This window comes from Mycobacterium sp. 2YAF39, from assembly GCF_052114565.1.
Taxonomy (GTDB): Bacteria; Actinomycetota; Actinomycetes; order Mycobacteriales; family Mycobacteriaceae; genus Mycobacterium.
The window spans coordinates 135,581-162,486 of record NZ_JBFREZ010000008.1 but is presented as its reverse complement, the minus strand read 5'-3'; the positions used below and the strand labels follow the sequence as shown (position 1 = coordinate 162,486).

Sequence of the window (26,906 nt, the reverse complement as noted above, 5' to 3'; positions counted from 1 at the left end):
AGATGTCCGTGGCTAGTTGTTGCCGCGGTTGAACTGGTTGAAACCGCCGGCATCGTTGTTGGCGCCGGAGTCCACCGGGGCGGCAGAACCACGCTGGCCGAGCTCCTCGAGCTGTGATTCCAGGTAGGTCTTGAGCCGTGTGCGGTACTCCCGCTCGAACGTGCGGAGCTGTTCGAGGCGACCCTCCAGCACCGTGCGCTGCTGATTGATGGTGCCCATGATCTCGGAATGCTTGCGCTCGGCATCGGCCTGCAGGGCGTCGGCCTTCTCCTGCGCCTGCCGCAGCTGCGCCTCCGACCTGGTCTGCGCATCGGTGAGCAGGGCGTCGGCGCGCTGACGCGCCTCGGCCACAGTGGTCTCTGCGGTCTGCCGCGCCTCGCTGACCATGGCATCGGCCTGGGCACGTGCGTCGGCGAGCAGCTTGTCGGACTCGGCCTTGGCGGTACCCGTCAACCGGTCGGCGGTGTCCTGGGCCAGGGCCAGCACACGTGCGGCCTTGAGCGCCTGATCATCGCTGACCGACGAGGTCGGGGCCGCCTCGTACACCGGCTGCGGTGTCGGCTCGGGCGCGGGCGCAGGTGTCGGCGCGGGCTCGTACTGCGGAATCGACTGGGTCGGCTGCGCGCCACCACCGGAGTTGGCGGTCGCCAGATCCTGGTCCAGCTCGGCCACGCGCTGACGGAGGTCGGCGTTCTCCTCGATGAGGCGAGTCAGCTCGTTCTCAACCAGGTCGAGAAAGGCATCGACCTCGTCCTCGTTGTAGCCGCGCTTGCCGATGGGTGGCTTGCTGAACGCAACGTTGTGAACGTCGGCGGGTGTGAGCGGCATTGTCTGCCCCCTTGGAGTCTGGACCGTAAACCGATCTCAAAGTGTAAGGCTCGGATCAGGCACTGAACGTAACTGGCGCCCATCCTGTCACACCAGACCCGGCGGTTGCATGAGAGCCCAATAATTAAGAGCGAATTTCAATCTTCCCCGCCATAGCGCTGCGATTCGATCGCCGAATATCGACCTCGGCAAATCCCCGGATGGCGTCGCTCACAATGTCCAAAAACGGGGCCGGCGGCCGGTTCTCAGACCGCTGCGCCGAATGCCAACTGCATGCCGATGAAGGCCACAAGCAGCAACACCATGATGGACAGGTCGAACCTGACCGCACCTATCGTGAGCTGCGGAATGAGTCGACGCAGCAGCTTCACGGGCGGGTCGGTCACGGTCATGATCAATTCGAGGATCACCACCGTCAGCCCCCTGGGCTGCCAATCGCGGGAAAACGAGCGGATGAACTCGACCACGACCCGGGCGATCAGCAGCAGCCAGAATACGAACAGGGTGAAACCCAGGATGTCGAAGAAGAGCGCCAACTAAGCCGACCTCACTACACATGTGACATTCGATACAGGCACGAACCGCGCACGCCCGAAACCGGAACGCTGTGCGCGACGCCGCCAGCCTACCTGGCGGGTTCGCGCACAGCGCTTCGGCTGATAAGCCCTACTGAGCGGGCCTATTGATATGCGTAGAAGCCGGCTTCAGCGATGCGACGGCGTTGCTCGGCCGTGACGTCGACGTCGGCGGGCGACAGCAGGAAGACTTTCGTGGCGACCTTGTCGAAGGAGCCGCGCAGCGCGAACGCCAACCCGGCCGCGAAGTCGACCAGCCGCTTGGCGTCGGCGTTGTCCATCGTCACCAGGTCCATGATGACCGGGGTTCCGTCGCGGAACCGCTCGCCGATGGTGCGGGCCTCGCCGTAATCCTTGGGACGCAGCGTGGTGATCTTGGACATCGGGCTGCCCGCCTCGAAGAGTTCGGCCATCCGGCGCGGATCCATCGCGAGTGCTCCGCGCGTGGAGCCGCGCAGCGCACCCAGTCGCGAGGAAGCCCGATCGAATTCGCGCGGGCCTCGCAGCCTCGGCTCGAAACGATCCTCGTCGCGGAACCCTCCGCGATACCCGGCGGGCGCCTCGTCGTATTCGTCGTAGCCGCCCCGATGTCCGGGTTGGTAGCCGTCGTCCTCGAAGCGGTCTTCGCGCGGGCGGCGCGATGAGTAGCCGCGCGACGCACCGCGCTCGTCGTCTTCGTAGTACTCGTCGTCATAGTCATCCATCGGCGCCATCCCGAAGTACGCCTTGACCTTGTGGAGTGTGCTCATCGCTCGACCCTTCTTGACCGTCGCTCTGGTGTCTGTGATGAAGATGTGACTGGAGTGACTACTCCTGGAGACGTTAAAGGACGTTGTCCCAATAGCGCGGTACCGACACGCACACACGTCGAGCCGTGTTTGACTGCCGCCTCCATGTCGCCGGACATGCCTGCGGAGAGCTCGAGGCGCTGTGAATAGTTGCGCTGTACCCGCCCAAGCTCGGATTGCAAACGCGCGAACGCCGCGTCCGGGTCGGCTCCCAGCGGCGGAATTGCCATGAGCCCCACGAACTCCAGGCCCTCGCCGGCTTGGGCCGCGGCGCACACCGCATCGACCGACTCGGGGTCGCCGACGTCCACGCCTCCGCGTTTGGCGTCCCCGTCGAGACTGATCTGTATATAGATGCGAAGCGGCGCGGTCCGGTCGCCGTCGTCGAGTGCTTGGGCCGCCGCGCGGTTCAGCGCATCGATGACCCGCACGCCGTCGACGGAGTGCGCGGCATATGCCCAGCCCGCGATCGACCGTGCCTTATTGCGCTGGATCCGCCCGACCATGTGCCAGCGAATGGGTGCACCGCCTACAAGATTGGCGACCTCTTCCGCTTTATTCACCGCTTCCTGTTCGCGTGATTCGCCAAAAGAGTCGCAGCCCGCTCGATGCAGAATTGATACGTCGGTGGCCGGGAAGAATTTGGTAATAGGGAGTAATTCAATTTCGTCGGAATTGCGTCCGGCAGCGTCGGCCGCCGCGGTCAGCCGGGCGCGGACGGCAGCCAGCGACTCGGCCAGCTCCAGTTCGCGAGTAGTCGCCACGGCCGCAGTCACTCCATCCACACCAGGGACGCGAGCCGTCCCGTCGGCGCATTGCGGCGGTGGCTGTACAGGTTGCGGTCCTCGACCGTGCAGCGCGGGTCGACGTCGATGCTCGTGATTCCCAAATCCCTTAGCTGCCGGGCGATTCCGGCCCGCAGGTCCAAGCCCGGCGTGTTCGCGGCAGTGGTCGTGCGACTGCCGGGCAGGCTGGCCTCCACCTCCGCGGCCATCTCCGCGGGGACCTCGTAGTTGCGTCCGCTGACCGAGGGGCCCAGCAGCACCGAGATGTCCTCGGCGCGCGCGCCGACCTCGAGCATCGCCTCCACCGTCCGCACCACGACGCCGTTCTGAGCCCCGACCCGTCCGGCGTGAACCGCGCCGACCACGCCGGCGCGGGCGTCGCCCAATAAAACGGGGACACAATCGGCGGTCACGACGGCCAAGGCCAAGCGCGGCCTGGTGGTAACCAGGGCGTCGGTTTTTTCGACCACCTCGGCCGGGTGCTCGTCGACCACGACGACCCGATCTCCGTGCACCTGGTTCATCCAGACGACGCCGTCGTCCCCCAGTCCGAGCGCGCCGGCGAGCCGCTTGCGGTTGGCCGCGACGGCGGCGGGGTCGTCACCGACGTGGTCGCCGAGATTGAAGGTGTCGAACGGCGGTGCAGAGACGCCACCGGCGCGGGTTGTGGTCACGCGGCGAATACGAACGGTCACGTCCGCCAGTATCGCTGCGATATCAGTGGCGCATGAACGGCGGCACGTCGACATCGTCGTCGTCGTCCCCGCCGCCGATACTGACCGTCGCGCCATTGGTGTGCACGGGCACACTGGCGGCATCGGCCGGCTCGAACAGCTGTGAGGTCACCTTGCCCGCGGCCCCGGCCGCGATGGCCTGCCCGGCGCCGACCACAGGCTTTCGTCCCGGCCCGGCCGAGTCGAAGCCCGCGGCGATGACCGTGACCCGTACCTCGTCGCCGAGCGAGTCGTCGATGACCGTGCCGAAGATGATGTTCGCCTCGGCGTGGGCCGCCTCCTGCACCAGCGAGGCGGCCTCGTTGATCTCGAACAGACCGAGGTCACTGCCACCTGCGACCGACAGCAGCACGCCCTGGGCGCCCTCCATCGAGGCCTCGAGGAGCGGCGAATTGATAGCGATCTCGGCCGCTTTCAGCGCACGACCGTCGCCGCGAGCCGAGCCGATGCCCATCAACGCGGTGCCCGCGCCGCTCATGACGCCCTTGACGTCGGCGAAGTCGACGTTGATCAGGCCCGGCGTGGTGATCAGGTCGGTGATGCCCTGCACGCCGTTGAGAAGCACCTCGTCGGCGCTGCGGAAGGCGTCCATCAGCGACACCGCAGCGTCGCCCATCTGCAGAAGCCGGTCGTTGGGGATGACGATCAGGGTGTCGCAGCTCTCGCGCAGAGAGGTGATGCCGGTCTCGGCCTGATTGCTCCGGCGCTTGCCCTCGAAGGAGAACGGCCGCGTCACCACACCGACGGTCAGCGCGCCGAGCTTGCGGGCGATCGTCGCGACGACGGGAGCGCCACCGGTGCCGGTGCCACCGCCTTCGCCCGCGGTGACGAACACCATGTCGGCGCCGCGCAGCAGCTCCTCGATGTCGTCCTTGGCGTCCTCGGCGGCCTTGCGCCCGACCTCGGGGTCGGCGCCGGCTCCGAGTCCGCGCGTGGAGTCGCGGCCGACGTCGAGTTTGACGTCGGCATCGCTCATCAACAACGCCTGAGCGTCGGTGTTGATGGCGATGAACTCCACGCCTTTGAGGCCCTGCTCGATCATCCGGTTGACGGCGTTCACGCCACCGCCGCCGATGCCGACGACCTTGATCACGGCGAGGTAGTTATGTGGGGGGGTCATCGGGTCGCCCTTTCCTCCCAGGTTGGCAGTCGACACGCGGGCCTCGTCGGCAAACTCTAAACCTCAACCAGAGGGTTATAGTTATGTCAAGTTGTTCCGCGCAAACAGAACGGTAGGGCGAGCCCGCGGGTGATCCGTGCAGGCGCGCCGACACACACGCAAAGATTTCTTGCGGATCTACTTGACGGTCGGCAGATCCGGACTGGACACGTCGTAGGTCCTGCCCGGCTGAGTGAGAAGCGCGCCGAGCTTGAGCGCCTTCTCCTCGGTGCGGTCGGTGGTCCCCCACACCACCTGGCGTCCGTCGGTGAGCTGCAGGGTGATTCCGGCGACCGAGGGGGCGTCGACGCGGGCGACCTGGGTGGCGACCTCGGGGCGCAGTGACGTCATCACCTGCAGCGCCGCCATCGTCGGGGGGTCGTCCGGGCCGGGATTCTTCGTGTCGAGGTACGGCACGCCGGGCGGCGGCGGCCCAACCGCGAAATCCACCCCGTCGCGGTCGAACATGTGAGGTCCGTCGGGATAGTCCTTGACCACCACCGGCACCCGCTCGGCGATGGTGACGCGAAGTGTGGACGGATACTCCCGCTGGACCCGAACGCTGGCGACGCGCCGGATCGCGGCCACCCGCTCGGCGACCGCGTCGGTGTTGACCTGGAGCAGCGGGGTGCCCTGCGCAACGCCCATCGCGCTGATGACCTCGTCCTGTGGGACGGCGCCCAGCCCGACGACGACGAAGTTGCGTGCCGACATGATCGGCGTGAAGTACAGCAGTAGACCGAGCCCGACGACGATCACGCTGATCAGTGCCGACCACATGAGCGCCTTCAGACCCCGAACCGTCCCGCGCCCAAGCTTTTTCGTACTGACAGTGCCGGTGACACGCCGTTTGGCCTCGCGACGCGCCTCTTCGATGGCGGTCGCGCGGGCCTGCGCGGTGCGTCGTTCCTCGCGCTCCCTGCGTGCCCGGCGCCGCGGCCCCTCGAAATCGGTTTCGTCCGCCGCGGCGGGTGCCGCCTCTTCGGGCTCGGCGTCGTCGGTCGTGGTGTCGGTCTCAGCGCCGTCGTCGACCTCGGCCGGTGCTTCGGTGGGCTCCGCGGGATCGGTCCCTTCGGTGGGCTCCGTCGGCTCCGCGGGCTCGGTGGGATTGGTCATCCCGACACCGTCCCTGGCCCGCGGGGCACGGTGCGGTTGGCTTTGAGGTGCAGGGCGGCCAGGATTTCCGAGCCGAGCATGGTGACGTCGCCGGCCCCCATGGTGACGACGACATCGCCGGGGCGAACCGCATCGGCGACGCGTTCGGCGACGGCCGAGAAGTCCGGGATGTAGGTGACGGGGACGCTCACGTGTTCGGCGATGCTCGCGCCGCTCACACCTGCGATCGGCTGCTCGCGCGCGGCGTAGACATCGAGCACGAAGACCTCGTCGGCCGCAGCTAGCGCCTGTCCGAACTCCTGCGCGAAAGCCTGTGTCCGCGAATACAAGTGGGGCTGAAACACCACGACCGAGCGGCCCGTGCCCGCCACCGTCTGCAAGGTGTTCAGGTTGGCACTTACCTCGGTCGGATGGTGCGCGTAGTCGTCGAAGACGCGCACACCGTTGACAGTGCCGACCAGTTCCAGGCGGCGGCGCACACCTTCGAAGCCGGCCAGGCCGTCGAGCACGGCGTCGACGGGCGCCCCGACGTTCACCGCGGCGAGCAGGGCGGCCAGCGCATTGAGCGCCATATGTCTGCCCGGCACCGCCAGTCGCATCACCCACGGCCGGGGATCGTCGGCCAATCGGACGTGCGCGACAGCGCCGGTGCCGTGCTGCTCCCAGCTCACCAGCGCGGCATCGGTCGCCAGGTTCGGGTCGCTGCCGTAACGCAGGACGCGGATGCCCAGCGCCGCGGTGCGTTCGGCGAGTGCGGCCGCACCGGGGTCGTCGACGCACACCACAAGTGCGCCACCGGGTTTGATGCGCTCGACGAAATCGTCGAACACCGCGCGGTAGGCCTCCACACTGCCGTAGAAATCGAGATGGTCGACGTCGACGTTGGTCACCACCGCGACATCGGGGCTGTACTCCAAGAGCGATCCGTCGCTCTCGTCGGCCTCCGCGACAAAGCAGTCGCCGCTGCCGTGGTGAGCGTTGGTGCCTGCCTCGCCGAGATCCCCGCCGACCGCGAACGACGGATCGAACCCGCAGTGCTGCAGGGCGACGATCAGCATCGAGGTGGTGGTCGTCTTCCCGTGGGTTCCGGTCACCATCAGCGTGGTGTGGCCGGCCATCAGCTTGGCCAGCACGACCGGCCGCAGGATCACCGGGATGCCACGACGGCGCGCCTCGACCAGTTCGGGGTTCGTCTTGGGAATTGCGGCGTGCGTGGTGACGACGGCCGTGGGTCCGCCCGGTAACAGGTCCAGCGACGACTCGTCGTGGCCGATGCGGATCGACGCGCCTCGCGCCTGCAGTGCCACCACACCGCGCGACTCCTTGGCATCCGAGCCGGAGACCAGGCCGCCCCGGTCCAGCAGGATGCGGGCGATGCCCGACATACCTGCTCCCCCGATGCCGACCATGTGTACCCGCTGCAGCTCCTCGGGCAAGATCCGGTGTCGCCGGCCTTCCGGCTCCGGTGACTTCGCGCTCACCGCATGCCCTTTCGGGCGACGTCGAGGGCGACCTCGGCGACCTTCTGCGCGGCATCGCGGTGACCGGCCAGCGCGGCGGCCGCCGTCATGGCCTGCAATCGTCCTGTCTCGGTGAACAATCCGGTGACCGTGTCGGCGACGAAGTGCGGCGACAGGTCCGCGTCGTCGACGACGACGCCGCCGCCTGCGTTCACCACGGGCAGTGCGTTGAGTCGCTGCTCTCCGTTACCGATCGGCAGCGGCACGTATACCGAAGGCAGTCCGACGGCCGTCACCTCGGCGACCGTCATCGCCCCCGACCGGCAGATCGCGAGATCGGCGGCCGCATAGGCGAGGTCCATCCGGTCCAGGTACGGGACGGCGACGTAGGGCGGATCTCCGTCCGCGGGCTCGCGCAGGTCGAGGGTGTTCTTCGGGCCATGCGCGTGCAGCACCGAGATTCCAGCCGCCGCAAGGTCTTTGGCTGCCGCCGACACCGCCCGGTTGAGCGATTGCGCACCCTGCGAACCGCCGAACACCAGCAGCACCTTGGCGTCGTTGTCGAACCCGAAGTGGGCGCGCGCCTCGGCACGCAGCGCCATGCGGTCCAGTGACGTGATCGCGGCGCGCACCGGCACGCCCACGACCTCGACATCCCGCAGTCCCGGATTCTCTACCGCCGACAGCACGCGGCGCGCCGATCGCGCCCCGACCCGATTCGCCCACCCGGCGCTGGCGTTGGCCTCGTGGACCACCACCGGTACGCGCCGTCGGGCCGCCAGATAGGCAGGCAGAGCGACATAGCCTCCGAATCCGATGACGACGTCGGCGTCCACATCGGCGAGTACGGCGCGGGTCTGCCGCACCGCCCGTCGTATCCGCATCGGAAGCCGGGCGAGATCGGCGGACGGTCGGCGCGGCAGCGGGACCGGGGTGATCAGCTCCAGGTGATAGCCGCGTTCGGGGACCAGTCGGGTCTCCAGGCCGCGCTCGGTGCCGAGTGCGGTGATCCGCACGTCAGGGTCGATCGCTCGCAGGGCGTCGGCCACTGCCATCGCCGGTTCGACATGACCCGCGGTACCACCACCTGCGAGCACCACGGATATCCCCCGGTCGTCCCCTGCCTCCCCTGCGCCACGCGCGTGGGCCCATCGGGGGTGGGCCCACCGCTCGCCCCCTCGGGAACTCGTGCGATTCACCCGTAACGCTGACCTTCCAATGTGCGTACCCCTCGGCCCTTGCGATCGCGGCCGTCTCCATGATGCCTTGGGGCTCGCACGGCGCGGGCGGCCGTGGGGGTTTGGCGCCGGTTCTCCCTGGCGGGCGTGCGGGTCGTCCTGGTCGCGGACTTGGAAGCCTTCGCCTTCTGGGCGCGTGGCCGTGGTTCCTTCTTGGCCACACTCGCCCGCCCCGGCTTGGCTCCGCCACGCGTCTTCAATCGGTCACGCACTGCCTCGGTACGGCTGGGCACATACGGTTGCGGCAGCGGCAGTCGCAGCAGCCGGTTGACCCGGTCCTCCTGCCCCGCGCGCAGGGTGGCGACGGCTTCGGGTTCGTGTCGCGCGGCGTTGGCCATGATCCCGACCATCAAGAGCGTTGTCGCCGTTGATGTTCCACCGGCCGAGATGAGCGGCAGCTGCAGGCCGGTCACCGGCAGCAGGCCGACCACGTAGCCGACGTTGATGAACACCTGGCCCATCACCCACAGTGTCGCGGTGGCGGTCAGCAGTCTCAGGAACGGATCCGCGGAGCGCCGGGCTATCCGCATGCCGGTGTAGGCGAACATCCCGAACAGGCACAGCAGCCCTGCCGCCCCGACGAAGCCGAGTTCCTCACCGATGATGGCGAAGATGAAGTCGTTGTGCGCATTGGGCAGGTAGTTCCACTTGGCGGTGCCCTGCCCGAGCCCGTCGCCGAACACACCGCCGTTGGCCAGCGCGAAGCGCGCCTGACGGGCCTGGTAGCCCGAACCCTGGGAGTCGGCGCCGGGATTGAGCCACGACATCACGCGGTCGGAGCGGTAGCCCTCCGCCATGGCGAGCACCGCGGCCGACACCATGACCGCGAAGAGCGACGATACGAATACTCGCAATGGCAGGCCGGCGTACCAGAGCAGACCGAGCAGGATGATGCCCAACGACACCGTCTGCCCGAGGTCGGGCTGGGCGACGATGAGGGCCAGCGCGATGACCGCTGCCGGCACGAGCGGAATCAGCAACTCGCGCAGTGAGGCCTTCTCGAGACGACGGGTGGCCAGCAGGTGCGCGCCCCAGAGCAGGAACGCGATCTTCGCGAGTTCCGACGGCTGCATCGAGAAGCCCGCGATGACAAACCATCCTCGAGAACCGTTGGCCACCTTGCCGATTCCCGGAATGAGCACGAGGACCAACAGGACGATGGAGATGGCGAACCCGGAGAACGCCAAGCTTCGCATCACGTGGATGGGCATACGCATCGCGACGTAGAACGCGAAGAGACCGACGACGGTCCACAGCACCTGCCTGGCGAACACCATCCAGGGCGACCCGTCGGTGTCGTAGGAATACACACCGGAGGCGGACAGCACCATCGTCAGGCCGAGGGTGACGAGCAGGGCGGCCACGGCGATGATGAGATGGAACGACGTCATCGGCCTGCCGAGCCAGGCGCCGAACCGGGTGCGGGGTGCCTTGTCCGCGTGCGAAGTCTCCGCCAGTGAGTTGTCGCCCGTCCTGCGGTGCCGCAATCGGGTCAGAATGTTGCTCATGGCCGTTACCGGGACAGGGCGTGCACGGCTGCGGCGAATGCATCACCGCGGTGGCCGTAGCCGCTGAACTGGTCGAAGGATGCCCCGGCCGGTGCCAGCAGGACGGTGTCCCCAGGTCCGGCGAGACGTGACGCGGCCTCGATGACGGTTGTCATCACCGCCTCACCAGTCACACCAGTCTCATCTTTCCCATGCACCCCAAAATCCTCCCCCGTCACAGGCTGAACCACGGGGACATCCGGGGCGTGTCGCGATAACGCGTTCGCGATCAGCTCACGGTCGCGTCCGATCAACACCGCCGCGACCAGCCGGTTCGCCACCGCCGCCACGAGTTCGTCGACCGATGCGCCCTTGAGCAGCCCGCCGGCGATCCAGACCACACGGGGATACGCGGTGATCGATGCCTGCGCGGCATGCGGGTTGGTGGCCTTGGAATCGTCGACGTAGGTGACGCCGTCGTGCACGCCGATGACCTCGGCGCGGTGGCTGCCCACCTGGAACCCCGCCAGCGCGTCGGCGATGGGCTCCGGTGGCACTCCGGCCGCGCGGGCCAGCGCCGCCGCGGCCAGCGCGTCGAGCACCCCGACCGGTCCGGCCACCGGGATGGATGCGGCAGGCGCGAGCGACACCCGGTCGCCGAATGCGTTGTCGACGAGCATCCCGTCATCGACGCCGAGCTCGCCCACCGCCGGCCGGTCCAGCCGGAAGCCGACACGCACCCGGGCCTCAGCCGTGTCCAGCAGACCCGCGGCGACCGGATCGTCGACGCCGGCGATGGCGACCCGGCCCTGCAGCGCGCGCGCCTTGTCGCTGGCGTAGGCCGCCATGCTGCCGTGCCAGTCCAGGTGGTCCTCGGCGACATTGAGCACCACGCCCGCCTCCGGTCGCAGCGATGGCGCCCAGTGCAGTTGAAAACTGGACAGCTCGACGGCCAGCACCTCGGAGGGTTCGCCGAGCACGTCGAGCACCGGATTACCGATGTTGCCGCACAGCGCGGCGCGACGACCCGCGGCGATCAGCATTGCGTACAGCATCGACGTCGTGGTGGTCTTGCCGTTCGTTCCGGTGACGACGAGCCATTGCCGCGGCGGGCCGAAGTGACCGGAACTGTCCAGCCGCCAGGCCAATTCCACGTCCCCCCAGATCGGCACGCCGGCGTTGGCGGCGCCGGCCAGCACGGGCGCCGTCGGCGGAAATCCGGGACTCGTCACCACGAGGTCGTAGTCGGCGATGCTCGCCTGCGCTTCGGCGGCGGTGACCACGCGCGCCGGTGTGATGAGCCGTTGCAGCGCAAGCGGATCGTCATCGCAGATGGTCAGCCGCACACCCGTCGGCTCCAGCACGGCGCTCACCGAACGCCCGGTGATGCCCGCGCCGGTCACCAGGACGCGCGCCCCCGGCACCAACAGATCCAGGTCGCTCACGTCAGGCGCCGACGGTGGTGAGCCACTCGCTGTAGAACAGTGCGACACCGAGCCCGCAGGCGATCGCGGTCAACAGCCAGAAGCGGATGATCACCGTGGTTTCGGCCCATCCCACCAATTCGAAGTGATGATGGAACGGCGCCATGCGGAACACCCGTCGCCCGGTCGTGCGAAACGCCATGATCTGCACGACAACCGACGTGACCTCGGCGACGAACAGCGCGCCGAGCACGACCGCGAGCATCTCGGTGCGGCTGGTCACCGACAGACCCGCGATGATGCCGCCCAGCGCCAGCGACCCGGTGTCGCCCATGAAGATCTTGGCGGGCGCGGCATTCCACCACAGGAACCCGATGCAGGCGCCGGTCGTCGCCGCGGCGAGGATCGCGAGGTCCAGCGGGTCGCGCACGTTGTAGCAACCCAGGCCGGGACTGATGGCGCACGCGTTGCGGAACTGCCAGAAGGTGATCAGCACGTAGGCCGCGCACACCATCGCCATCGCGCCGGCGGCCAGGCCGTCCAGGCCGTCGGTGAAGTTCACCGCGTTGGACCATGCGTAGATGAGCGTGACGCAGAACAGGATGAACAGTGCGGGCGGAAGCGTCACCGTGGCGATCTCGCGGACATAGGACAAATCAGCGCTGCCCGGTGTCAGCCCGTCGGTGTTGCGGAACTGCAGCGCGAGAACACCGAAAATCACGGCGGCGACGAGGATGCCGACGGTCTTGGCCGTCTTGTTCAGGCCCAGGTTGCGCGAGCGCCGGATCTTGATGAGGTCGTCTACGAAGCCGACGAAGCCGAGTGCGGTAGCCAGTCCGAGTACCAGCAGGCCCGAGGCGGACGGGCCCTTGCCGTCGATCACCACCCCCACCAGGTGCGTGCCGAGATACGAGGCCCAGATACCCGCGACGATGGCCACGCCGCCCATCGACGGCGTGCCCCGCTTCTTGTGATGGCTCGGCGGCCCGTCCTCGCGGATCTCGTGACCGAAGCCCTGCCGGGTGAACAACCGGACCAGCACCGGGGTGAGCAGGATCGAGACCGTCAGGGCGATACCGACGGCGAAGAGGATCTGCCTCATGCGGTCGGGTCCCCCTGATCGGCACGGTCGGCGATCAAGACGTCGGCGAGAGCGCCGAGCCCGGCCGAGTTGGAGCCTTTGACGAGCACCACGTCACCGGCCCGCAGTTCCGACCGAAGCACTGCCAGCGCGGCGTCGGCGTCGGCGACCATGGTGGCCTCAGCCCCCCACGACCCCTCCATCACCGCGCCGTGGTGCATGGCGCTCATAGCCCTCCCGGTTCCAATGACGATCAGTCGTGACACATCTAATCGCACGGCCAACCGGCCGATGTTGTCATGCTCCGATATCGCGTCCTCACCGAGTTCGGCCATCTCACCGAGCACCGCCCAGCTGCGGCGTCCCCCGCCCTCCGGGCGTGGACCTCCCCTGCCCTCCCCGCGCGCCATCCAGGCCAGCGCCTTGAGCCCGGCGCGCATGGAGTCGGGGTTGGCGTTGTAGGCGTCGTTGACGATCGTCACACCGTCTGCGCGGGTCGCAACCTGCATGCGGTGTCTGGACGCCGGGCCCGCCCCGGCCAGTGCCGCGGCGACCTGCTCGAGTGTCGCGCCGCACTCGAGCGCGACGGCCGCCGCGCACAACGCGTTGGACACCTGGTGGTCGCCGTGCACCGCAAGCGCGACGTCGATCTGACCGTCCTCGGTGTGCAGCGTGAACCGGGGCCGCGCCAGCTCGTCGAGCGTCACCGCATCCGCCCACAGGTCGGTCCCTGGCGAGCGCGACACGCGCACGACACGGGCTGCGGTCAAATCTGCCATCGCGGCCACCGCCGAATCGTCGACGTTGAGGACCACCGCTCCCGACGACGGGACAGCTTGGGGCAGTTCGGCTTTCGTCTCCGCGATGGCCTCCCGCGAACCGAACTCGCCGAGGTGTGCGGTGCCCACGTTGAGCACGACCGCGATCGACGGCGGGGCGATCGCGGCCAGCGCCGCGATATTGCCGCGGTGTCGGGCCGACATCTCGAGTACCAGATAGTCGGTGGATTCGGTTGCCCGCAGAACCGTCCACGGATGGCCGAGTTCGTTGTTGAACGAGCCCGGCGGGGCGATGACCTCACCGAGCGGGGTGAGCACCGCCGCAAGCAGATCCTTGGTCGAGGTCTTACCCGACGATCCGGTGACCCCGACGATCGTCAGTCCGCCTTCGACAAGCCGTGCGGCGACGGCTCCGGCCAGGCGGGCCAGGGCGTCAAGCACCGCCGCACCCGATCCGTCGACGTCGTGTTCGAGCACGCTCGCGGTCCCGTCGCCCCCCGGCCCGGCCGCGGGCTCGACGACGATCGCGGGCACTCCGACGGGCCGCGCGGCCAGCACCGCGACCGCGCCTTGCCCGACCGCCGCGGCCGCGAAGTCGTGTCCGTCGGAGCGGGCGCCGGGCAGGGCGAGAAACAGACCTCCGGGACCGACGGCGCGCGAGTCGAATTCGACGGTCCCGCTGACCCGGGTCGCGGCGGCCTGCTCGGGGCTGATGTCGGCGAGGCGCCCGCCGACGATGGCGGCGATCTCGGCGATGGTCAGATCGATCACGCGCGATGGCCCAATGCCTCGAGCGCCGCAGTGAGCTCGTCGCGATCGTCGAACGGCCGGGTCACGCCGTGGCTGGTCTGTCCCGGCTCGTGGCCTTTTCCAGCCACGAGCACGACGTCGCCGGGTTGCGCCCAGGCGACCGCGAAGTCGATGGCCTCGCGACGGTCCCCGATCTCGACGATTTCCGCGCGGCTCCCCGCGGCCTGGTCCTTCGCACCGGCGACAACCGCCGCACGGATCGTGGCCGGGTCCTCGTCGCGAGGGTTGTCGTCGGTGACCACGACCAGGTCAGCCAGTTCGGCCGCGACGCTGCCCATCGGTTCCCGCTTGCCTGTGTCGCGGTTGCCGCCTGCGCCGAACACCACGGCAAGCCGTCTGGTGCCGTGCTCGCGCAACGTCTGGAGTACCGCCTTCAGCGCGCCGGGCTTGTGCGCGTAGTCGACCAGTGCGAGGAACGGCTGCCCGCGGTCGACGGGTTCCAGCCGCCCCGGAACGGTTGCGGTGCGCAGACCCGGCGCCGCCTGTTCCGGCGACACCCCGACAGCGTCCAGGAGCGCCACCGCCAGCAGGCAGTTGGCGACGTTGTAGCGGCCCGGCAGGCCGATCCTCAGCCCGTGGTGCACACCCGCGGGATCGACGGCAAGGAATTCCTGGCCACCCTCCGAACCCTCGCCCGTGGTGCGCACATCGTCGACCCGCCAGTCGGCATCCCGCCCGGCGGCGCTGACCGACACCGGGTCCTGCGCGAGCGCAGCCATCGCCCGGCCCGCGTCGTCATCGATACACACCACCGAAACCGTTGCATGCGTTGGGGATTCGGGCTCAAAGAGTTGCGCCTTGGCGTCGAAATAGTCCTGCATCGTCGGATGGAAATCCAGATGATCACGGGAGAGGTTGGTGAACCCGCCGACCGCGAACCGCACCCCGTCGACGCGGCCGAGAGTCAGCGCATGGCTCGACACCTCCATGACCACGGTGTCGACGCCTTGTTCGACCATCACCGCGAGCAGCGCCTGCAGGTCTGGGGCTTCCGGTGTGGTCAACGCGCTGGGCTGGTCGCGGCCGTCGATGCGGAGACCGACTGTGCCCACCAGACCCGCGATCCGCTCGGCCGAGCGCAGGCCCGCCTCGACGAGATACGTGGTGGTCGTCTTGCCCGACGTTCCGGTGATCCCGATGACGCGCAGTTTCTCCGACGGATGCCCGTAGACCGTGGCGGCCACCTCGCCGAGCACCGAGCGCGGCGCCGGATGCACCAGCACCGGCACACCGATGTCCGAACCGATCTCGGCGACCCCGTCGGCGTCGGTGAGGATCGCGGCGGCCCCGCGGGAAACGGCCTCGCGGGCGAAGCGGGCGCCGTGCGACGAGGCGCCGGGCAGCGCGGCGAACAGGTCGCCGGCAGCAACGTCCTGACTGCGCAGCGTCACCCCCGTGATCCAGATGTCGTCGACCCCGCCACTGTGCGCTGGCACCGCGGCGACCTGCTCGGCAAGCAGTCCGAGGGCGCTGCCGACGGGGTGGGTGGGACGCAGGTTCATGGCCATGTCACGTTACCGGCCGGGTGCGCGGCCCTGTCCCTCCCCAAGCAAGGTGGGGACCTCCCCTAGCAAGCTGGGGTCCCCAAGCGCTCAATCGGCTTGCAGCGTCAGGCGCGGGCCTTCGGGTGAGAGCGGCACGTTCTCGCGCTGAAGCAACCAGGCCGCGATGTTGTGGAACAGCGGCGCCGCCGTCGTGCCGGGCTGGCCATCGGCGGTGCGGTGCGGGTTGTCCATCATCACGCCGACGACATAGCGCGGATCGTCGGTCGTGGCGATGCCTGCGAACGTGATCCAGTAGACGTCGTTGTAGTAGCAACCGCAGCCCGGGTTGATCTGCTGTGCGGTACCCGTCTTACCGGAGAGCTGGTAACCCTCGACGGCGCCCGTCGACCCGGTGCCCTGCTGTGTACCCATGGGGTCGCGTTGCAGCGTCGCCCGCAGCATCTGTCGGACGGTCTTCGCGGTCTCTGGCGACACCACCCGCACGCCTTCCGGCCGCGGTTCGTCGGTGCGGGTGCCATCGGGTGCGATGGTCGTCTTGACGATGCGCGGTGGCATGCGGACGCCGTCATTGGCGATGGTCTGGTACATGCCCGTCATCTGAAGCAGCGTCATCGAGAGACCCTGCCCGATAGGCAAGTTCGAGAAGGTGCTGCCCGACCACTGGTCGATCGGCGGGACCAGACCCGCGCTCTCGCCTGGCAGCCCGACGCCGGTGCGCTGGCCCAGACCGAACTTGCGCACCATTTCGGCGTAGCGCTGCGGACCGAGCCGCTGGGCGAGCATCAGCGTGCCGACGTTGGAGGACTTCCCGAAGACGCCGGTGGTCGTGTAGGGCATGACGCCGTGCTCCCAGGCATCACCGACGGTGACGCCGCCCATGTCGATCGAGCCCGGCACCTGCAGCACCTCGTCGGGGTTGGACAGCCCGTATTCGATCACCGAGGCGGCGGTGATGATCTTGTTGACCGAGCCGGGTTCGAAGGGTGACGACACCGAGAGGTTGCCCAGTTGCCGGTTGTCCTGCCTGCCGACGTCCTGGCTCGGATCGAAGGTGCTGTCATTCGCCATCGCGAGCACTTCACCGGTCTTGGAGTCCAGCACCACCGCTGACACGTTCTTCGCGCCGGACCGATCCTTGGCCAGCTGGACCTGCTGCTGCACATAGAACTGGATGTCGTCGTCGAGGGTCAGCTGGACCGTCGACCCGTCCACCGCATCGTGGCGGTTGCGGTAGCTCCCCGGAATCACCACACCGTCGGAGCCGCGGTCATATGTGAGCGAACCGTCCGTCCCGGCCAGCACGGCGTCGAGCGAGTCCTCCATGCCGAGCAGTCCGTGGCCGTCCCAGTCGATACCGCCGACGATGTTGGCCGCCAGCGATCCGCCCGGGTACTGGCGCAGATCCTGGCGCTCCGAGCCGACTTCGGGGAACTTGGTGGTGATCGCGTCGGCGATGACCGGATCGACCGCGCGGGCCAGATAGACGAATGTGTCGTTGCTCTTGAGCTTCTTCAAAACCTGTGCGGCGGTGGGCTTGTTGTTCAGCCGCAACGCCAACTCGGTCGCGATGTCGCGCAGCCGCTTCTCCGGATCCGGTGCGTCAGGCGTCTTCGCCCGCGCCTCGGCCAGTTGCTTGCGGATCCTGACCGGCTGGAACGTCAGCGCGCGGGCCTCGATGGTGAAGGCCAACTTGTCGTTGTTGCGGTCGACGATCGCACCGCGCACCGCCTTGTCGATGTCGGTGACCTTGAGCTGGCTCGCCGCCTCGGCGCGGAGGCCTTCGGCCCGCGGCACCTGGAGATTGAACAACTGCCCCGCGGCGACGATCAGCACCAGAAAGATGACGGCGTTGCCGACGCGGTGCCGGAACACGAAGGACGCGCTGCGCAGACCGCCGTCGGACGCGGCTGTGCGGGTGCGCCGCGAGCGCGCGGAGCGCTCCTGAGTCTTCGCCGCGACGCGGGCCTTCGGCTTGTCACCGCCGCGCGGGGCGCTCTTGCCGCGGCTCATGCCGGAGCACCTGGGGCCGGCGGCACGATCAGCGGTTGTTGGAGCACGGGTGCCGACGGTGCCGCGGGAGTGGCAGGCAACGGGCCGAGCGCCGGCAACGTTCCCGTCGCGGCGTGCGGCACCTCGACCCCGGGTGCGGTTGCCGACGGAGCAGTCGGTGGAACCGGCACCGGTTGGTTGGCGCCGGGCGCGAGCGCGGGAGCGGGAGCGGACTGCTGCGGAACACGCACGGTGACCTCACGCGGATCCGTGACGCGCGCCGCCGGTGGCGGCGGAGGCGCTGGCGGCGCCTCGTCGGGGAGCGGCACGTTAAGTGGAGGCGGCGGAACGCCTTCGGCGGGTTTGGGGGTGCCGACGACGATCCAGTTGCCCGCGGGGTCCTGCACGAGATGCGCGGTGTCGCGGGACGGGATCATGCCGAGGCCGCGCGCCGCCTCGGCCAGGGCAGGTGCGGCCTGCGCCTCGAGTACATCGCGTTCGAGCGCTTCCTTCTGTTGCAGCAGCGCCTGATTCGTATTGCGGGCGGTGCCCAGCTGATAAGAGCGCTCAGCGGCGTCGGTCGACAGCCACAGCGTCGTACCCAGACCTGCGCCGAGCGCTCCGATGACCAGGACCACGAACGGCACCCTGGCGACCAGCGTGCGGGGGTTCAGGTCGATCGACGCCAGCTTGACGATGATGCGCTCACGCAAAGGGGGCCGGATGACCTTGGGTGCCTTGGCTTTACGCGCCTTGGCACGCGCCTTGGCCTGACCGGCGTTCTTCGGCCGCGCAGGAGCGCCCTTGGGGCGCTGCATCGGACTGGTCTGGGGCGCAGACCGCATCGGCCGCTGCTCGCGGGCGGGCTTGCGGCGTGACGGCGCCTCGGCGGCGCGACCACCGTTACGGGCCTTGCGCCTGCGCTCGTCGGTCCCGCGCACCGGCGCCGACCGCTTGACCTGCTTGGTCTGCTTGGTCTGCTTCGCCTTCATGGCCGTCCCCCACCCTTTTCCAATGCCCGTAGCCGCACCGATGCGCTACGCGGGTTCAAAGCGATCTCCTCGTCCCCGGCGCGCTCCGCACCGCGGGTCAAGGCGACGAATTCGGGTTCGTGCCCGGGCAATTCGACCGGCAGGCCGGGTGGCGTGCGCGACGCCGTAACCGCCGAGAACTGGTTCTTCACGATGCGGTCCTCCAGGGACTGGTAGGCCATCACCACGATGCGGCCGCCGGGCGCCAGCGCGTCGAGTGCGGCGGGCAGTGCGTCGCGTAGCGAATCCAGCTCGCCGTTGACCGCGATGCGCAGTGCCTGGAAGGTCCGCTTCGCCGGATGCCCACCGGTGCGGCGAGCGGGTGCGGGTATCGCCTGGTACAGCAACTCCACGAGCTCGCCGGTGGTCGCGAACGGCCGGTCGGCGCGCCGACGGGCGATCTGTTTGGCGATGCGGCTGGCGAACCGCTCCTCGCCGAACTCACGCAGGAGCCGCGCCAGCGACCGCTCGTCGTAGGTGTTGAGCACCTCGGCCGCGGTCAGTGGCGCGTCGGGATCCATCCGCATGTCCAGCGGCGCATCCGAGGAGTAGGAGAACCCGCGCTCAGTGCGGTCGAGTTGCATCGAGGACACCCCGAGGTCGAAGAGGATGCCGTCCACATTCGTTGCCCAGTAATCGGTTTGGTCGAGCACGCCGCCGATCCCGTCATAGCGGGTGCGCACCAGCAGGACTCGGTCGCCGAACGTGGACAACCGCTCGCCTGCGATCCAGAGGGCGTTGGGGTCGCGATCGAGGCCGATCAGCCGCAAGGCGGGAAACTCGGTGAGGAACCGCTCGGCGTGCCCGCCTGCGCCGAGGGTCGCGTCGATGAGTACGGCGCCACTGCCGTCGGGACCGTTCCTGGTCAGTGCCGGAGCCAGGAGTTCGACGCAACGGTCGAGCAGGACCGGAATGTGGTCAGGCATCGCAGTGAACCCGTCTAAGCCTCCGGCGAAGGTCCCTGCATCGAGGTCCCTGTCCGAGAGCGCGGACCTGGCGTCGGGGAAGTACGCCAGGGCCGGTTCGGGCAGAGGCCACGATGCACGGGCAACGTGCCGGTCGGCGGCATCAGATGATGTCGTGCAGAGCTTCATCTGTGGCCGCGGAGAAGTTTTCTTCGTGGGACTGCTGGTATTCCTGCCACGCCGCCGAATCCCAGATCTCGAGGTAGTCGACCGATCCGATCACCACGCAATCCTTCGAGAGGTTGGCGTAGCGGCGATGATCGGCCGACAACGTGATCCGGCCTTGTGTGTCGGGATGCTGTTCGTCAGTGGCCGCGGCGAGATTTCGCAGGAATGCCCGGGCCTCCGGATTGCTCCGGGACGCCTGCGATGCCCGTCGTGCCAGCTTTTCGAACTCTGCGCGCGGATAGACGGCAAGGCTGTGATCTTGGCCTTTGGTGACCATCAACCCTCCTGCCAGCGCGTCGCGGAACTTGGCGGGCAACGTGAGCCGCCCCTTGTCATCGAGCTTTGGCGTGTAGGTGCCGAGAAACATCCCGCCACCTCCCACGCTCAGGCCGGTCCCGAGCGCTTCGCTTCTGCCCTCCGGACGGAGCCCCGGTTGCTCCGTTGCCGCCACTTTACCCCACAATTCCCCACATCACTCCATTTGACAGCGAAATTTAAGGTCGTGCCCCCACTCATCAGGGAAATACGCGCTACGCGAACGGCGCTGCCCGGATACGGCACGGAACAGCGCTACGAAAACCGCAGCTCAACGGGATAAAGCGGAATGGTGGGGCGGTGTGGGGGCACAAAAAAGGGGTAGCCCGGTCTGGGCTACCCCTGGGTCAGTGCTGTCCTGGCCGTCCGAGCCGTCCTACTCGTCGAAACGGCGACGGAACCTGTCCTCCATGCGACTGGTGAACGAGCCACCGGCGCCCTTGGCACGCTTCTGCCGCTGCTGTCCGACTTCGTCGGGGGCCGAACGGCCGCGACCGCCCGCCACTCGCGGGCCTGTGATCGCGAAGACCACCCCACCGAACATCACGATGAATCCGACCACGGAAAGGATCGCGAAGTCCCCGATCCGGGTGGCCGGGATCGCGATACCCGCCACCAGCATCGCCAGCCCGATCACGAAAAGCGCTGCACCCTGCAGTCGACGCCGGGTGGAGGGCGCGCGCAACGTCCCACCGCGAACGCTCGAAGCGAACTTCGGGTCCTCGGCATAGAGCGCGCTCTCGATCTGATCGAGCATGCGCTGCTCATGATCGGAGAGTGGCATTCGTCCCTCCCTCGGGGCCGTGGAGCCGATGCGACCGGTCTCTATCGTTCAAAATGATGTCCGCTCGCAAACGCGAACGCCTAAGAGTCATGATACGAGGTCATTCTGAGCCGTACCACCTAGTTCGACGCCCGATTGTATGACGTACCCCGCCGCTGGCAAGCATCACCACTCTCCACTCGATAATGGTGTGCACGTGACCGCGAAACGCTGTTCAGGGACAGGAGCAAGTTGGCGCCATTTCTGATCGATCTGTCGCCGAGCGATATGCAACGCCGGCTCGGTGACGCACTCGCCGTCTACGTGGACGCAATGCGGTATCCACGCGGCACAGAAGACCAGCGGGCGTCGATGTGGCTCGAGCACACGCAGCGGGGCGGCTGGAAGGCCGTCGCCGCGGTCGAGGCCCCTGACCGGGACGAATCCGACTCGACCGCCCTGTCGGCGATGGAGCTGGCCGCGGCACCCCTGCTCGGTATCGCGTACGGCTATTGCGGGGCGCCCGACCAGTGGTGGCAGCAGCAGGTGGTCGCGGGTCTACACCGCGTCGGTGCGGAGTCCGCGCGCATCGCCGAGCTCATGACGAGCTACTTCGAGCTGACCGAGCTACACATCCAGCCTGGAGCGCAGGGCCGCGGCCTCGGTGAGGCGCTGGCCCGCCGGCTGCTCGCGGACCGCGACGAATCCCACGTACTGCTGTCGACGCCCGAAATCAACGGCGAAGCCAACCGGGCATGGCGGCTGTACCGCCGCCTCGGCTTCGCCGACGTCATCCGCGGCTACCACTTCGCGGGCGACCCGCGGGCCTTTGCCATCCTGGGCCGAGCACTTCCCCTGTAACCGCATTGTGGGTTCTGGCACGATAACCACGTGCTCGCTCACCCGCCGCGCAAGCGTGGCAGAAGACGGCTTCTCGTCGTTGCGTTACTCATCCTCGTCGTCCTGCCGTCACTCGTCGGATGCGTGCGGGTCAGGACGTCGATCACGGTGTCGCCGGACGACAGGGTGTCGGGACAGATCGTCGCGGCGGCGAAACCGCGCAACGCCGACGACAGAGGCCCGCAACTCCTCAACAACCTGACTTTCGCCAACAAGGTGGCGGTGTCGGAGTACAGCCGCGACGACTATGTCGGTTCGCAGGCGGTGTTCTCGGATCTCACCTTCGCCGAGCTCCCCCAGCTTGCCAACATGAACCGCGACGCCGCGGGGGTGGACATCGCGCTGCGGCGCGCCGGCGACCTGGTGATCCTTGAGGGCCGTGTCGACCTGACCTCGCTCAGCGACCCCGAGGCAGATGTATCGCTTTCGGTCTCATTCCCCGGCGAAGTGACATCGACCAATGGCGACCAGGTGTCGGCCGAGATCGTCGAGTGGAAACTGCGGCCCGGCGTCGTCACGACCATGAACGCCCAGGCTCGCTACACCGATCCCAGCGCCCGCTCGTTCACCGGCGCGGCGATCTGGCTCGCGATCGGGTCATTCCTGGTGGCCGCGATCATCGGCGGACTCGCCTACTACAACCGCGACCAGTCTCCCCTCGTCGGCGAGACCCGCGGCTAGTCGCGGATGCGCCGGACACTGACTTGCTAAACCAACAGGCGCAGGCTCTACTCTGAAATGCACTCGGGGGCGAGTGGTGCACAAAGAAAGGGGCGCTGAGCGTGTCCGCAGCGGCTCCGTCTGCCATTGAACTGACCACGGCCGTCACCGAGCAACTGCGCGCCTATCTCAGCGAGCGCCGCAGCGATTGCGCCTATATGGGCGCCGATTACGGGGAACTGACCGCTGCGCTGGAGGAGTTCGTGCTGCGCGGCGGCAAGCGAATCCGGCCCGCGTTCGCGTACTGGGGCTGGCGTGCGGTCGCCGACAACCCCGATGTACACGACGAAGAGCAGGCGCTGCGACTGTTCTCCGCGCTCGAGCTGCTACACGCCTGCGCCCTCGTTCACGACGACGTCATCGATGCCTCGGCGACCCGTCGCGGGCTGCCGACGGTGCATCGGCTTTTCGCCGAGAAGCACCGCAGCCACGACTGGCACGGACAGGCGGACCAGTTCGGTCTGTCGGCGGCGATCCTGCTCGGTGACCTCGCGCTGGTGTGGGCCGACGACATCGTCGCGACGGTCGATCTTCCTATCGAGGCGCACCGCCGCGTGCACGTCATCTGGGGCGCAATCCGCACCGAGGTCCTCGGCGGCCAATATCTCGACATCGTGGCCGAGGCCAGCCGCGCCGAGTCGGTGGCGTCGGCGATGACCGTGAACGTCTATAAGACTGCGTCGTACACCATTTCGCGCCCCTTGCAGCTGGGCGCCGCCGCGGCAGCGGACCGTCCGGATGTGCAGACCATCTTCCACGACCTGGGCACCAACCTGGGCATCGCGTTCCAGCTGCGCGACGACGTGCTCGGCGTCTTCGGTGATCCCGCGGTCACCGGCAAGCCCTCCGGCGACGACCTGCGTTCGGGTAAGCGGACGGTGCTGCTTGCCGAGGCGGTCGAACTGGCCGAGAAACACGATCCGATGGGAGCCAAACTGCTCCGCACGTCGATCGGCACCGAGCTCTCCGACGCACAGGTGAAGGATCTGTGTCTGGTCATCGAATCGGTCGGCGCACTGGCCGCCGTCGAGGACCGGATCGACGAGCTCACCCGGCGCGCGATCGCCGGCCTTGACGCCGCACCGATCGACCCGCAGGCCAAGGTCGGTCTCTCCGAGCTGGCAAGATTGGCCGCCAACCGGTCCGCCTGAGAATGACAACTCCGACACCGGCGCTTCCGTCGAAAACATCGGCTATGGCGCAACATGTTTCACGGTTCACCGCGTTCGCGAGGTCACCCGAGGCGAAGCCGGCGCGCATGGGAGCCGTCGGCGCAGTCCTGATCACCGCCGGCGGGCTCGGCGCGGGCAGCACGCGGTTGCACGACCCACTGCTGGAATCGCTGCACCTGTCCTGGCTGCGCTTCGGCCACGGGCTGGTGCTGTCGTCGGTGCTGCTGTGGGTCGGCGTGGCACTGATGCTGCTGGCCTGGCTGCGGCTGGGCCGCAGCGTGATCGACCGCAGCGCGACCGAGTACACCATGATCGCGACGACCGCATTCTGGTTGACGCCGCTGCTGCTGAGCGTCCCGGTGTTCAGCCGCGACACCTATTCGTACCTGGCGCAGGGTGCACTTCTGCGCGACGGCTTCGACCCGTACGTGGTCGGGCCCATCGACAATCCGAACTCGTTGCTGGAGAACGTGAGTCCCATCTGGACCACGACGACCGCGCCATACGGACCCGCCTTCATCCTCGTCGCAAAATTCGTCACCCTGCTGGTCGGCGAGGACGTCGTCGCGGGCACGATGCTGTTGCGGTTGTGCATGCTGCCCGGTTTGGCGCTGCTGATCTGGGCGGCGCCGCGGGTGGCCCGTCACGTCGGTGCCAACGGCGCTGCGGCGCTGTGGATATGCGTGCTGAACCCCCTCGTGATCATTCATCTGATGGGTGGCGTGCACAACGAGATGCTGATGGTCGGGCTCATGATGGCCGCGATCGCGCTGACCTTCAGCGGCCACCACTTCTGGGGCGTGAGCCTGATCGCCGTCGCGGTCGCGGTGAAAGCCACGGGGGGCCTTGCACTTCCGTTCATGGTGTGGGTGTGGACGCGCGACCTTCGGCGACGGCGCGGCTATAAACCCATCAAGGCGTTCGCCGCCGCCACCGCGGCCTCCGGGCTGATCTTCGTCGCGGTGTTCGCCGTGCTGTCATTGGCCGCAGGCGTTGGACTCGGCTGGCTGACGGCGCTGGCCGGTTCGGTGAAGATCATCAACTGGCTGACGCTGCCGACCGCGGCGGCCAACCTCATCAACGTCTTCGCGGGCCTGTTCATGCCGGTGAACTTCTACGCCGTGCTCGACGTTGCCCGGATCATCGGCATCGCCGTCATCGCCATCTCACTTCCGTTGTTGTGGTGGCGGTTTCGTCATACGGACCGCGAGGCACTTGTCGGCATCGCCCTGGTGATGGCCGTCGTGGTGCTGTTTGTTCCGGCCGCGCTGCCCTGGTATTACACCTGGCCGCTGGCGGTCATCGCGGCGCTCACGCAGAGCAGATCGTCGATCGCGATCATCGCGGGTCTGTCCACATGGATCACGGTGATCTGGAAACCCGACGGCGCGCACGGCATGTACTCGTGGCCGCATGTGCTGCTGGCCACCGCATTGGCCGGCGGAGCTTGGTACTCGCTCTACAAAGCGCCCGAGCTCAGTGCGGTCAGTAAGCCATCGCCTGGGCCCGACGCGCCACCTCACGGGCCTGATGCGAGTGCAGCGCATCAGCCGGCCGGGCATTAGCCTGCTTGTCCGGCGCTCCGTCTCGCCTGATGGTCAGTGACGGATCGGGTGTGAACAACCAGCGCACGATCTCGGTTTCGTGGTACCCGCCGTCGCGCAGCACCACGAGCAGACCGTGCAGGCTCTTCACCACCTGGCCGGTGTCGTCGAAGAAGATCTTCGGCACGACCACGATGCCGTCGCGTCGCACGCCGATCAGGTGGCCTTCACGCAGATGCTGGTGCACCTTGGTGACCGGGACACCGAGCAGATCGGCGACAGTGGACAGGTCGTAGACGGCCTCAGCGGGATCAAGAACATCGTCGGCGGCCGGAATGCTGCTCACGCGTCGAGTCTAAGTCGCCCGGGTCGACTCGTAACATGTCTTTGGTGGAGACCTACCAACAGTCGGGCCCGCTCGTCGGGGCCGTGCTGGACGGTCGGTACCGCGTCGACACCATGATCGCCACCGGCGGGATGAGTTCCGTGTATCGCGGACTCGACATTCGCCTCGACCGGCCCGTCGCGCTGAAGGTCATGGAGTCCAAGTACGCGGGTGACCAACAGTTCCTCACCCGGTTCCAGCGTGAGGCGCGCGCGGTCGCCCGGCTCAGCAATCCCGGGCTCGTCTCCGTCTACGACCAGGGCATCGACGGTAGGCATCCGTACCTGGTGATGGAACTCGTCGAAGGCGGCACGCTGCGGGAACTGCTGCGCGAGCGCGGCCCGATGCCGCCACACGCCGTCGCCGCGGTGCTGGCGCCCGTGCTCGGCGGACTGGCGGCTGCGCACGCAGCCGGCCTCGTGCACCGCGACATCAAGCCGGAGAACGTGTTGATCTCCGATCGTGGCGAGGTCAAGATCGCCGACTTCGGACTGGTTCGGGCCGTCGCCGAAGCCAAGATCACGTCCACCAGTGTCATCCTGGGCACCGCGGCCTATCTATCGCCGGAGCAGGTCAGCACCGGTGACGCCGACCCACGCAGCGATGTGTACTCGGTGGGCATCCTCGCCTACGAGCTCCTGACCGGCGACACCCCGTTCACCGGCGACACCGCGCTGGCGGTGGCGTACCAGCGAATGGACCGCGACGTACCCGCACCGGGCACGGTGATCACCGGTGTACCAAGACAATTCGACGAACTGGTGCTGCACGCGACCGTCCGCGACCCGGCGGGGCGGTACACCGACGCCAAGGATATGGCCGATGATCTGGCGGCGATCGTCGACGACCTCGGCCTGCCGGCTTTCCGCGTTCCCGCGCCCAGCAACTCGGCTCAGCACGCCGCGGCGGTCACCGCCGCCACCGCCGCAAGGAAACCCCCGCCCGCCGCGCAGCCGCCGCGCCAGCACACCCGCGAGATCACCCGCGACGACATACCGCCGCAGGAGTCCGAATATGAGCCCGTATCAGGGCAATTCGCCGGTGTGGACCTCGACGATTTCTACTGGGCGCAACAACGCGCCAAGCGGGTGCTGATGTTCTGGGTGATCGCCGTCATCACCCTGACCGGCCTTGTCGCGGCAGGCGCGTGGACGGTCGGCGGCAATATCGGCTCGCTTCTGTAGC

At 68.0% G+C, this 26,906-nt stretch carries 25 protein-coding genes; 5 read left to right on the top strand and 20 right to left on the bottom strand.

The window, feature by feature from the left end; genetic code table 11:
* Positions 1-12: 12 nt before the first annotated feature.
* The 19 genes from wag31 to AB4Z42_RS22285 all read right to left on the bottom strand — a co-directional run bounded on the left by wag31 (position 13) and on the right by AB4Z42_RS22285 (position 21,021).
* On the bottom strand, positions 13-828 hold the full coding sequence (wag31, locus tag AB4Z42_RS22375) for a DivIVA-like cell division protein Wag31 (protein WP_442011411.1): 816 nt from the start codon (positions 826-828) through the stop codon (positions 13-15).
* Between the two features lie 245 nt (positions 829-1,073).
* On the bottom strand, positions 1,074-1,364 hold the full coding sequence (locus AB4Z42_RS22370; protein ID WP_442011410.1) for a YggT family protein: 291 nt from the start codon (positions 1,362-1,364) through the stop codon (positions 1,074-1,076).
* A 143-nt stretch (positions 1,365-1,507) separates the two neighbouring features.
* Positions 1,508-2,152, bottom strand: a complete 645-nt coding sequence (locus AB4Z42_RS22365) for a cell division protein SepF (protein WP_442011409.1) — start codon at positions 2,150-2,152, stop codon at positions 1,508-1,510.
* The gene (locus tag AB4Z42_RS22360; RefSeq protein WP_442011408.1) at positions 2,149-2,967 is read right to left on the bottom strand and encodes a YggS family pyridoxal phosphate-dependent enzyme; all 819 of its coding nucleotides are present in this window, start codon (positions 2,965-2,967) and stop codon (positions 2,149-2,151) included. Before AB4Z42_RS22360 ends, AB4Z42_RS22365 begins: the two co-directional genes overlap by 4 nt.
* Positions 2,964-3,671, bottom strand: coding sequence for a peptidoglycan editing factor PgeF (pgeF, locus tag AB4Z42_RS22355; protein ID WP_442011407.1), 708 nt, complete (start codon positions 3,669-3,671; stop codon positions 2,964-2,966). Before pgeF ends, AB4Z42_RS22360 begins: the two co-directional genes overlap by 4 nt.
* Before the next feature lie 22 nt (positions 3,672-3,693).
* The gene (ftsZ, locus tag AB4Z42_RS22350) at positions 3,694-4,830 is read right to left on the bottom strand and encodes a cell division protein FtsZ (protein ID WP_442011406.1); all 1,137 of its coding nucleotides are present in this window, start codon (positions 4,828-4,830) and stop codon (positions 3,694-3,696) included.
* Positions 4,831-5,007: 177 nt separating this feature from the next.
* The gene (locus AB4Z42_RS22345) at positions 5,008-5,985 is read right to left on the bottom strand and encodes a cell division protein FtsQ/DivIB (RefSeq protein ID WP_442011405.1); all 978 of its coding nucleotides are present in this window, start codon (positions 5,983-5,985) and stop codon (positions 5,008-5,010) included.
* Complete coding sequence (gene murC / locus AB4Z42_RS22340) at positions 5,982-7,394, bottom strand: UDP-N-acetylmuramate--L-alanine ligase (protein WP_442011530.1); 1,413 nt, start codon at positions 7,392-7,394, stop codon at positions 5,982-5,984. The genes AB4Z42_RS22345 and murC overlap by 4 nt, the downstream gene beginning before the upstream one ends.
* A 68-nt stretch (positions 7,395-7,462) precedes the next feature.
* Positions 7,463-8,500, bottom strand: coding sequence for an undecaprenyldiphospho-muramoylpentapeptide beta-N-acetylglucosaminyltransferase (gene murG / locus AB4Z42_RS22335; RefSeq protein ID WP_442011529.1), 1,038 nt, complete (start codon positions 8,498-8,500; stop codon positions 7,463-7,465).
* A 140-nt stretch (positions 8,501-8,640) separates the two neighbouring features.
* Positions 8,641-10,191 carry a putative lipid II flippase FtsW gene (gene ftsW, locus AB4Z42_RS22330; RefSeq protein WP_442011404.1) on the bottom strand — a complete coding sequence of 517 codons (1,551 nt, stop codon included), beginning with the start codon at positions 10,189-10,191 and terminating at the stop codon, positions 8,641-8,643.
* Positions 10,192-10,196: 5 nt separating this feature from the next.
* Positions 10,197-11,615, bottom strand: a complete 1,419-nt coding sequence (gene murD / locus AB4Z42_RS22325; RefSeq protein ID WP_442011403.1) for a UDP-N-acetylmuramoyl-L-alanine--D-glutamate ligase — start codon at positions 11,613-11,615, stop codon at positions 10,197-10,199.
* Between the two features lies 1 nt (position 11,616).
* Positions 11,617-12,696, bottom strand: a complete 1,080-nt coding sequence (mraY, locus tag AB4Z42_RS22320; protein WP_442011402.1) for a phospho-N-acetylmuramoyl-pentapeptide-transferase — start codon at positions 12,694-12,696, stop codon at positions 11,617-11,619.
* Positions 12,693-14,225, bottom strand: a complete 1,533-nt coding sequence (locus AB4Z42_RS22315; protein ID WP_442011401.1) for a UDP-N-acetylmuramoyl-tripeptide--D-alanyl-D-alanine ligase — start codon at positions 14,223-14,225, stop codon at positions 12,693-12,695. The genes mraY and AB4Z42_RS22315 overlap by 4 nt, the downstream gene beginning before the upstream one ends.
* A complete protein-coding gene (locus tag AB4Z42_RS22310) occupies positions 14,222-15,766 on the bottom strand; it encodes a UDP-N-acetylmuramoyl-L-alanyl-D-glutamate--2,6-diaminopimelate ligase (RefSeq protein ID WP_442011400.1) in 1,545 nt (514 codons plus the stop codon). The genes AB4Z42_RS22315 and AB4Z42_RS22310 overlap by 4 nt, the downstream gene beginning before the upstream one ends.
* Before the next feature lie 90 nt (positions 15,767-15,856).
* The gene (locus tag AB4Z42_RS22305; RefSeq protein WP_442011399.1) at positions 15,857-17,779 is read right to left on the bottom strand and encodes a peptidoglycan D,D-transpeptidase FtsI family protein; all 1,923 of its coding nucleotides are present in this window, start codon (positions 17,777-17,779) and stop codon (positions 15,857-15,859) included.
* On the bottom strand, positions 17,776-18,750 hold the full coding sequence (locus tag AB4Z42_RS22300) for a hypothetical protein (RefSeq protein WP_442011398.1): 975 nt from the start codon (positions 18,748-18,750) through the stop codon (positions 17,776-17,778). The genes AB4Z42_RS22305 and AB4Z42_RS22300 overlap by 4 nt, the downstream gene beginning before the upstream one ends.
* Positions 18,747-19,883: a 16S rRNA (cytosine(1402)-N(4))-methyltransferase RsmH gene (gene rsmH, locus AB4Z42_RS22295; protein ID WP_442011397.1), complete on the bottom strand. Its 1,137-nt coding sequence runs from the start codon at positions 19,881-19,883 to the stop codon at positions 18,747-18,749. Before rsmH ends, AB4Z42_RS22300 begins: the two co-directional genes overlap by 4 nt.
* Positions 19,858-20,289 (bottom strand): division/cell wall cluster transcriptional repressor MraZ, encoded by a 432-nt coding sequence (gene mraZ, locus AB4Z42_RS22290; RefSeq protein WP_006240863.1) that lies wholly within the window; start codon positions 20,287-20,289, stop codon positions 19,858-19,860. Before mraZ ends, rsmH begins: the two co-directional genes overlap by 26 nt.
* Before the next feature lie 324 nt (positions 20,290-20,613).
* Complete coding sequence (locus AB4Z42_RS22285) at positions 20,614-21,021, bottom strand: DUF3040 domain-containing protein (protein WP_442011396.1); 408 nt, start codon at positions 21,019-21,021, stop codon at positions 20,614-20,616.
* 231 nt (positions 21,022-21,252) lie between these two features.
* Here AB4Z42_RS22285 and AB4Z42_RS22280 point away from each other — a divergent pair, with 231 nt between their 5' ends.
* From AB4Z42_RS22280 to AB4Z42_RS22265, 4 genes are all read left to right on the top strand, one after another.
* Positions 21,253-21,861 carry a GNAT family N-acetyltransferase gene (locus AB4Z42_RS22280; RefSeq protein ID WP_442011395.1) on the top strand — a complete coding sequence of 203 codons (609 nt, stop codon included), beginning with the start codon at positions 21,253-21,255 and terminating at the stop codon, positions 21,859-21,861.
* 30 nt (positions 21,862-21,891) lie between these two features.
* On the top strand, positions 21,892-22,581 hold the full coding sequence (locus AB4Z42_RS22275) for an LppM family (lipo)protein (protein WP_442011394.1): 690 nt from the start codon (positions 21,892-21,894) through the stop codon (positions 22,579-22,581).
* A gap of 101 nt (positions 22,582-22,682) precedes the next feature.
* Positions 22,683-23,771: a bifunctional (2E,6E)-farnesyl/geranyl diphosphate synthase gene (idsA2, locus tag AB4Z42_RS22270; RefSeq protein WP_442011393.1), complete on the top strand. Its 1,089-nt coding sequence runs from the start codon at positions 22,683-22,685 to the stop codon at positions 23,769-23,771.
* A gap of 44 nt (positions 23,772-23,815) precedes the next feature.
* Positions 23,816-25,357: an alpha-(1->6)-mannopyranosyltransferase A gene (locus AB4Z42_RS22265; RefSeq protein ID WP_442011392.1), complete on the top strand. Its 1,542-nt coding sequence runs from the start codon at positions 23,816-23,818 to the stop codon at positions 25,355-25,357.
* Here AB4Z42_RS22265 and AB4Z42_RS22260 read toward each other — a convergent pair.
* Complete coding sequence (locus AB4Z42_RS22260; RefSeq protein ID WP_442011391.1) at positions 25,278-25,682, bottom strand: Rv2175c family DNA-binding protein; 405 nt, start codon at positions 25,680-25,682, stop codon at positions 25,278-25,280. The two genes, AB4Z42_RS22265 and AB4Z42_RS22260, sit on opposite strands and share 80 nt — an antisense overlap.
* A 35-nt stretch (positions 25,683-25,717) precedes the next feature.
* Here AB4Z42_RS22260 and AB4Z42_RS22255 point away from each other — a divergent pair, with 35 nt between their 5' ends.
* A complete protein-coding gene (locus tag AB4Z42_RS22255) occupies positions 25,718-26,905 on the top strand; it encodes a protein kinase domain-containing protein (protein WP_442011390.1) in 1,188 nt (395 codons plus the stop codon).
* Position 26,906: the final 1 nt, after the last annotated feature.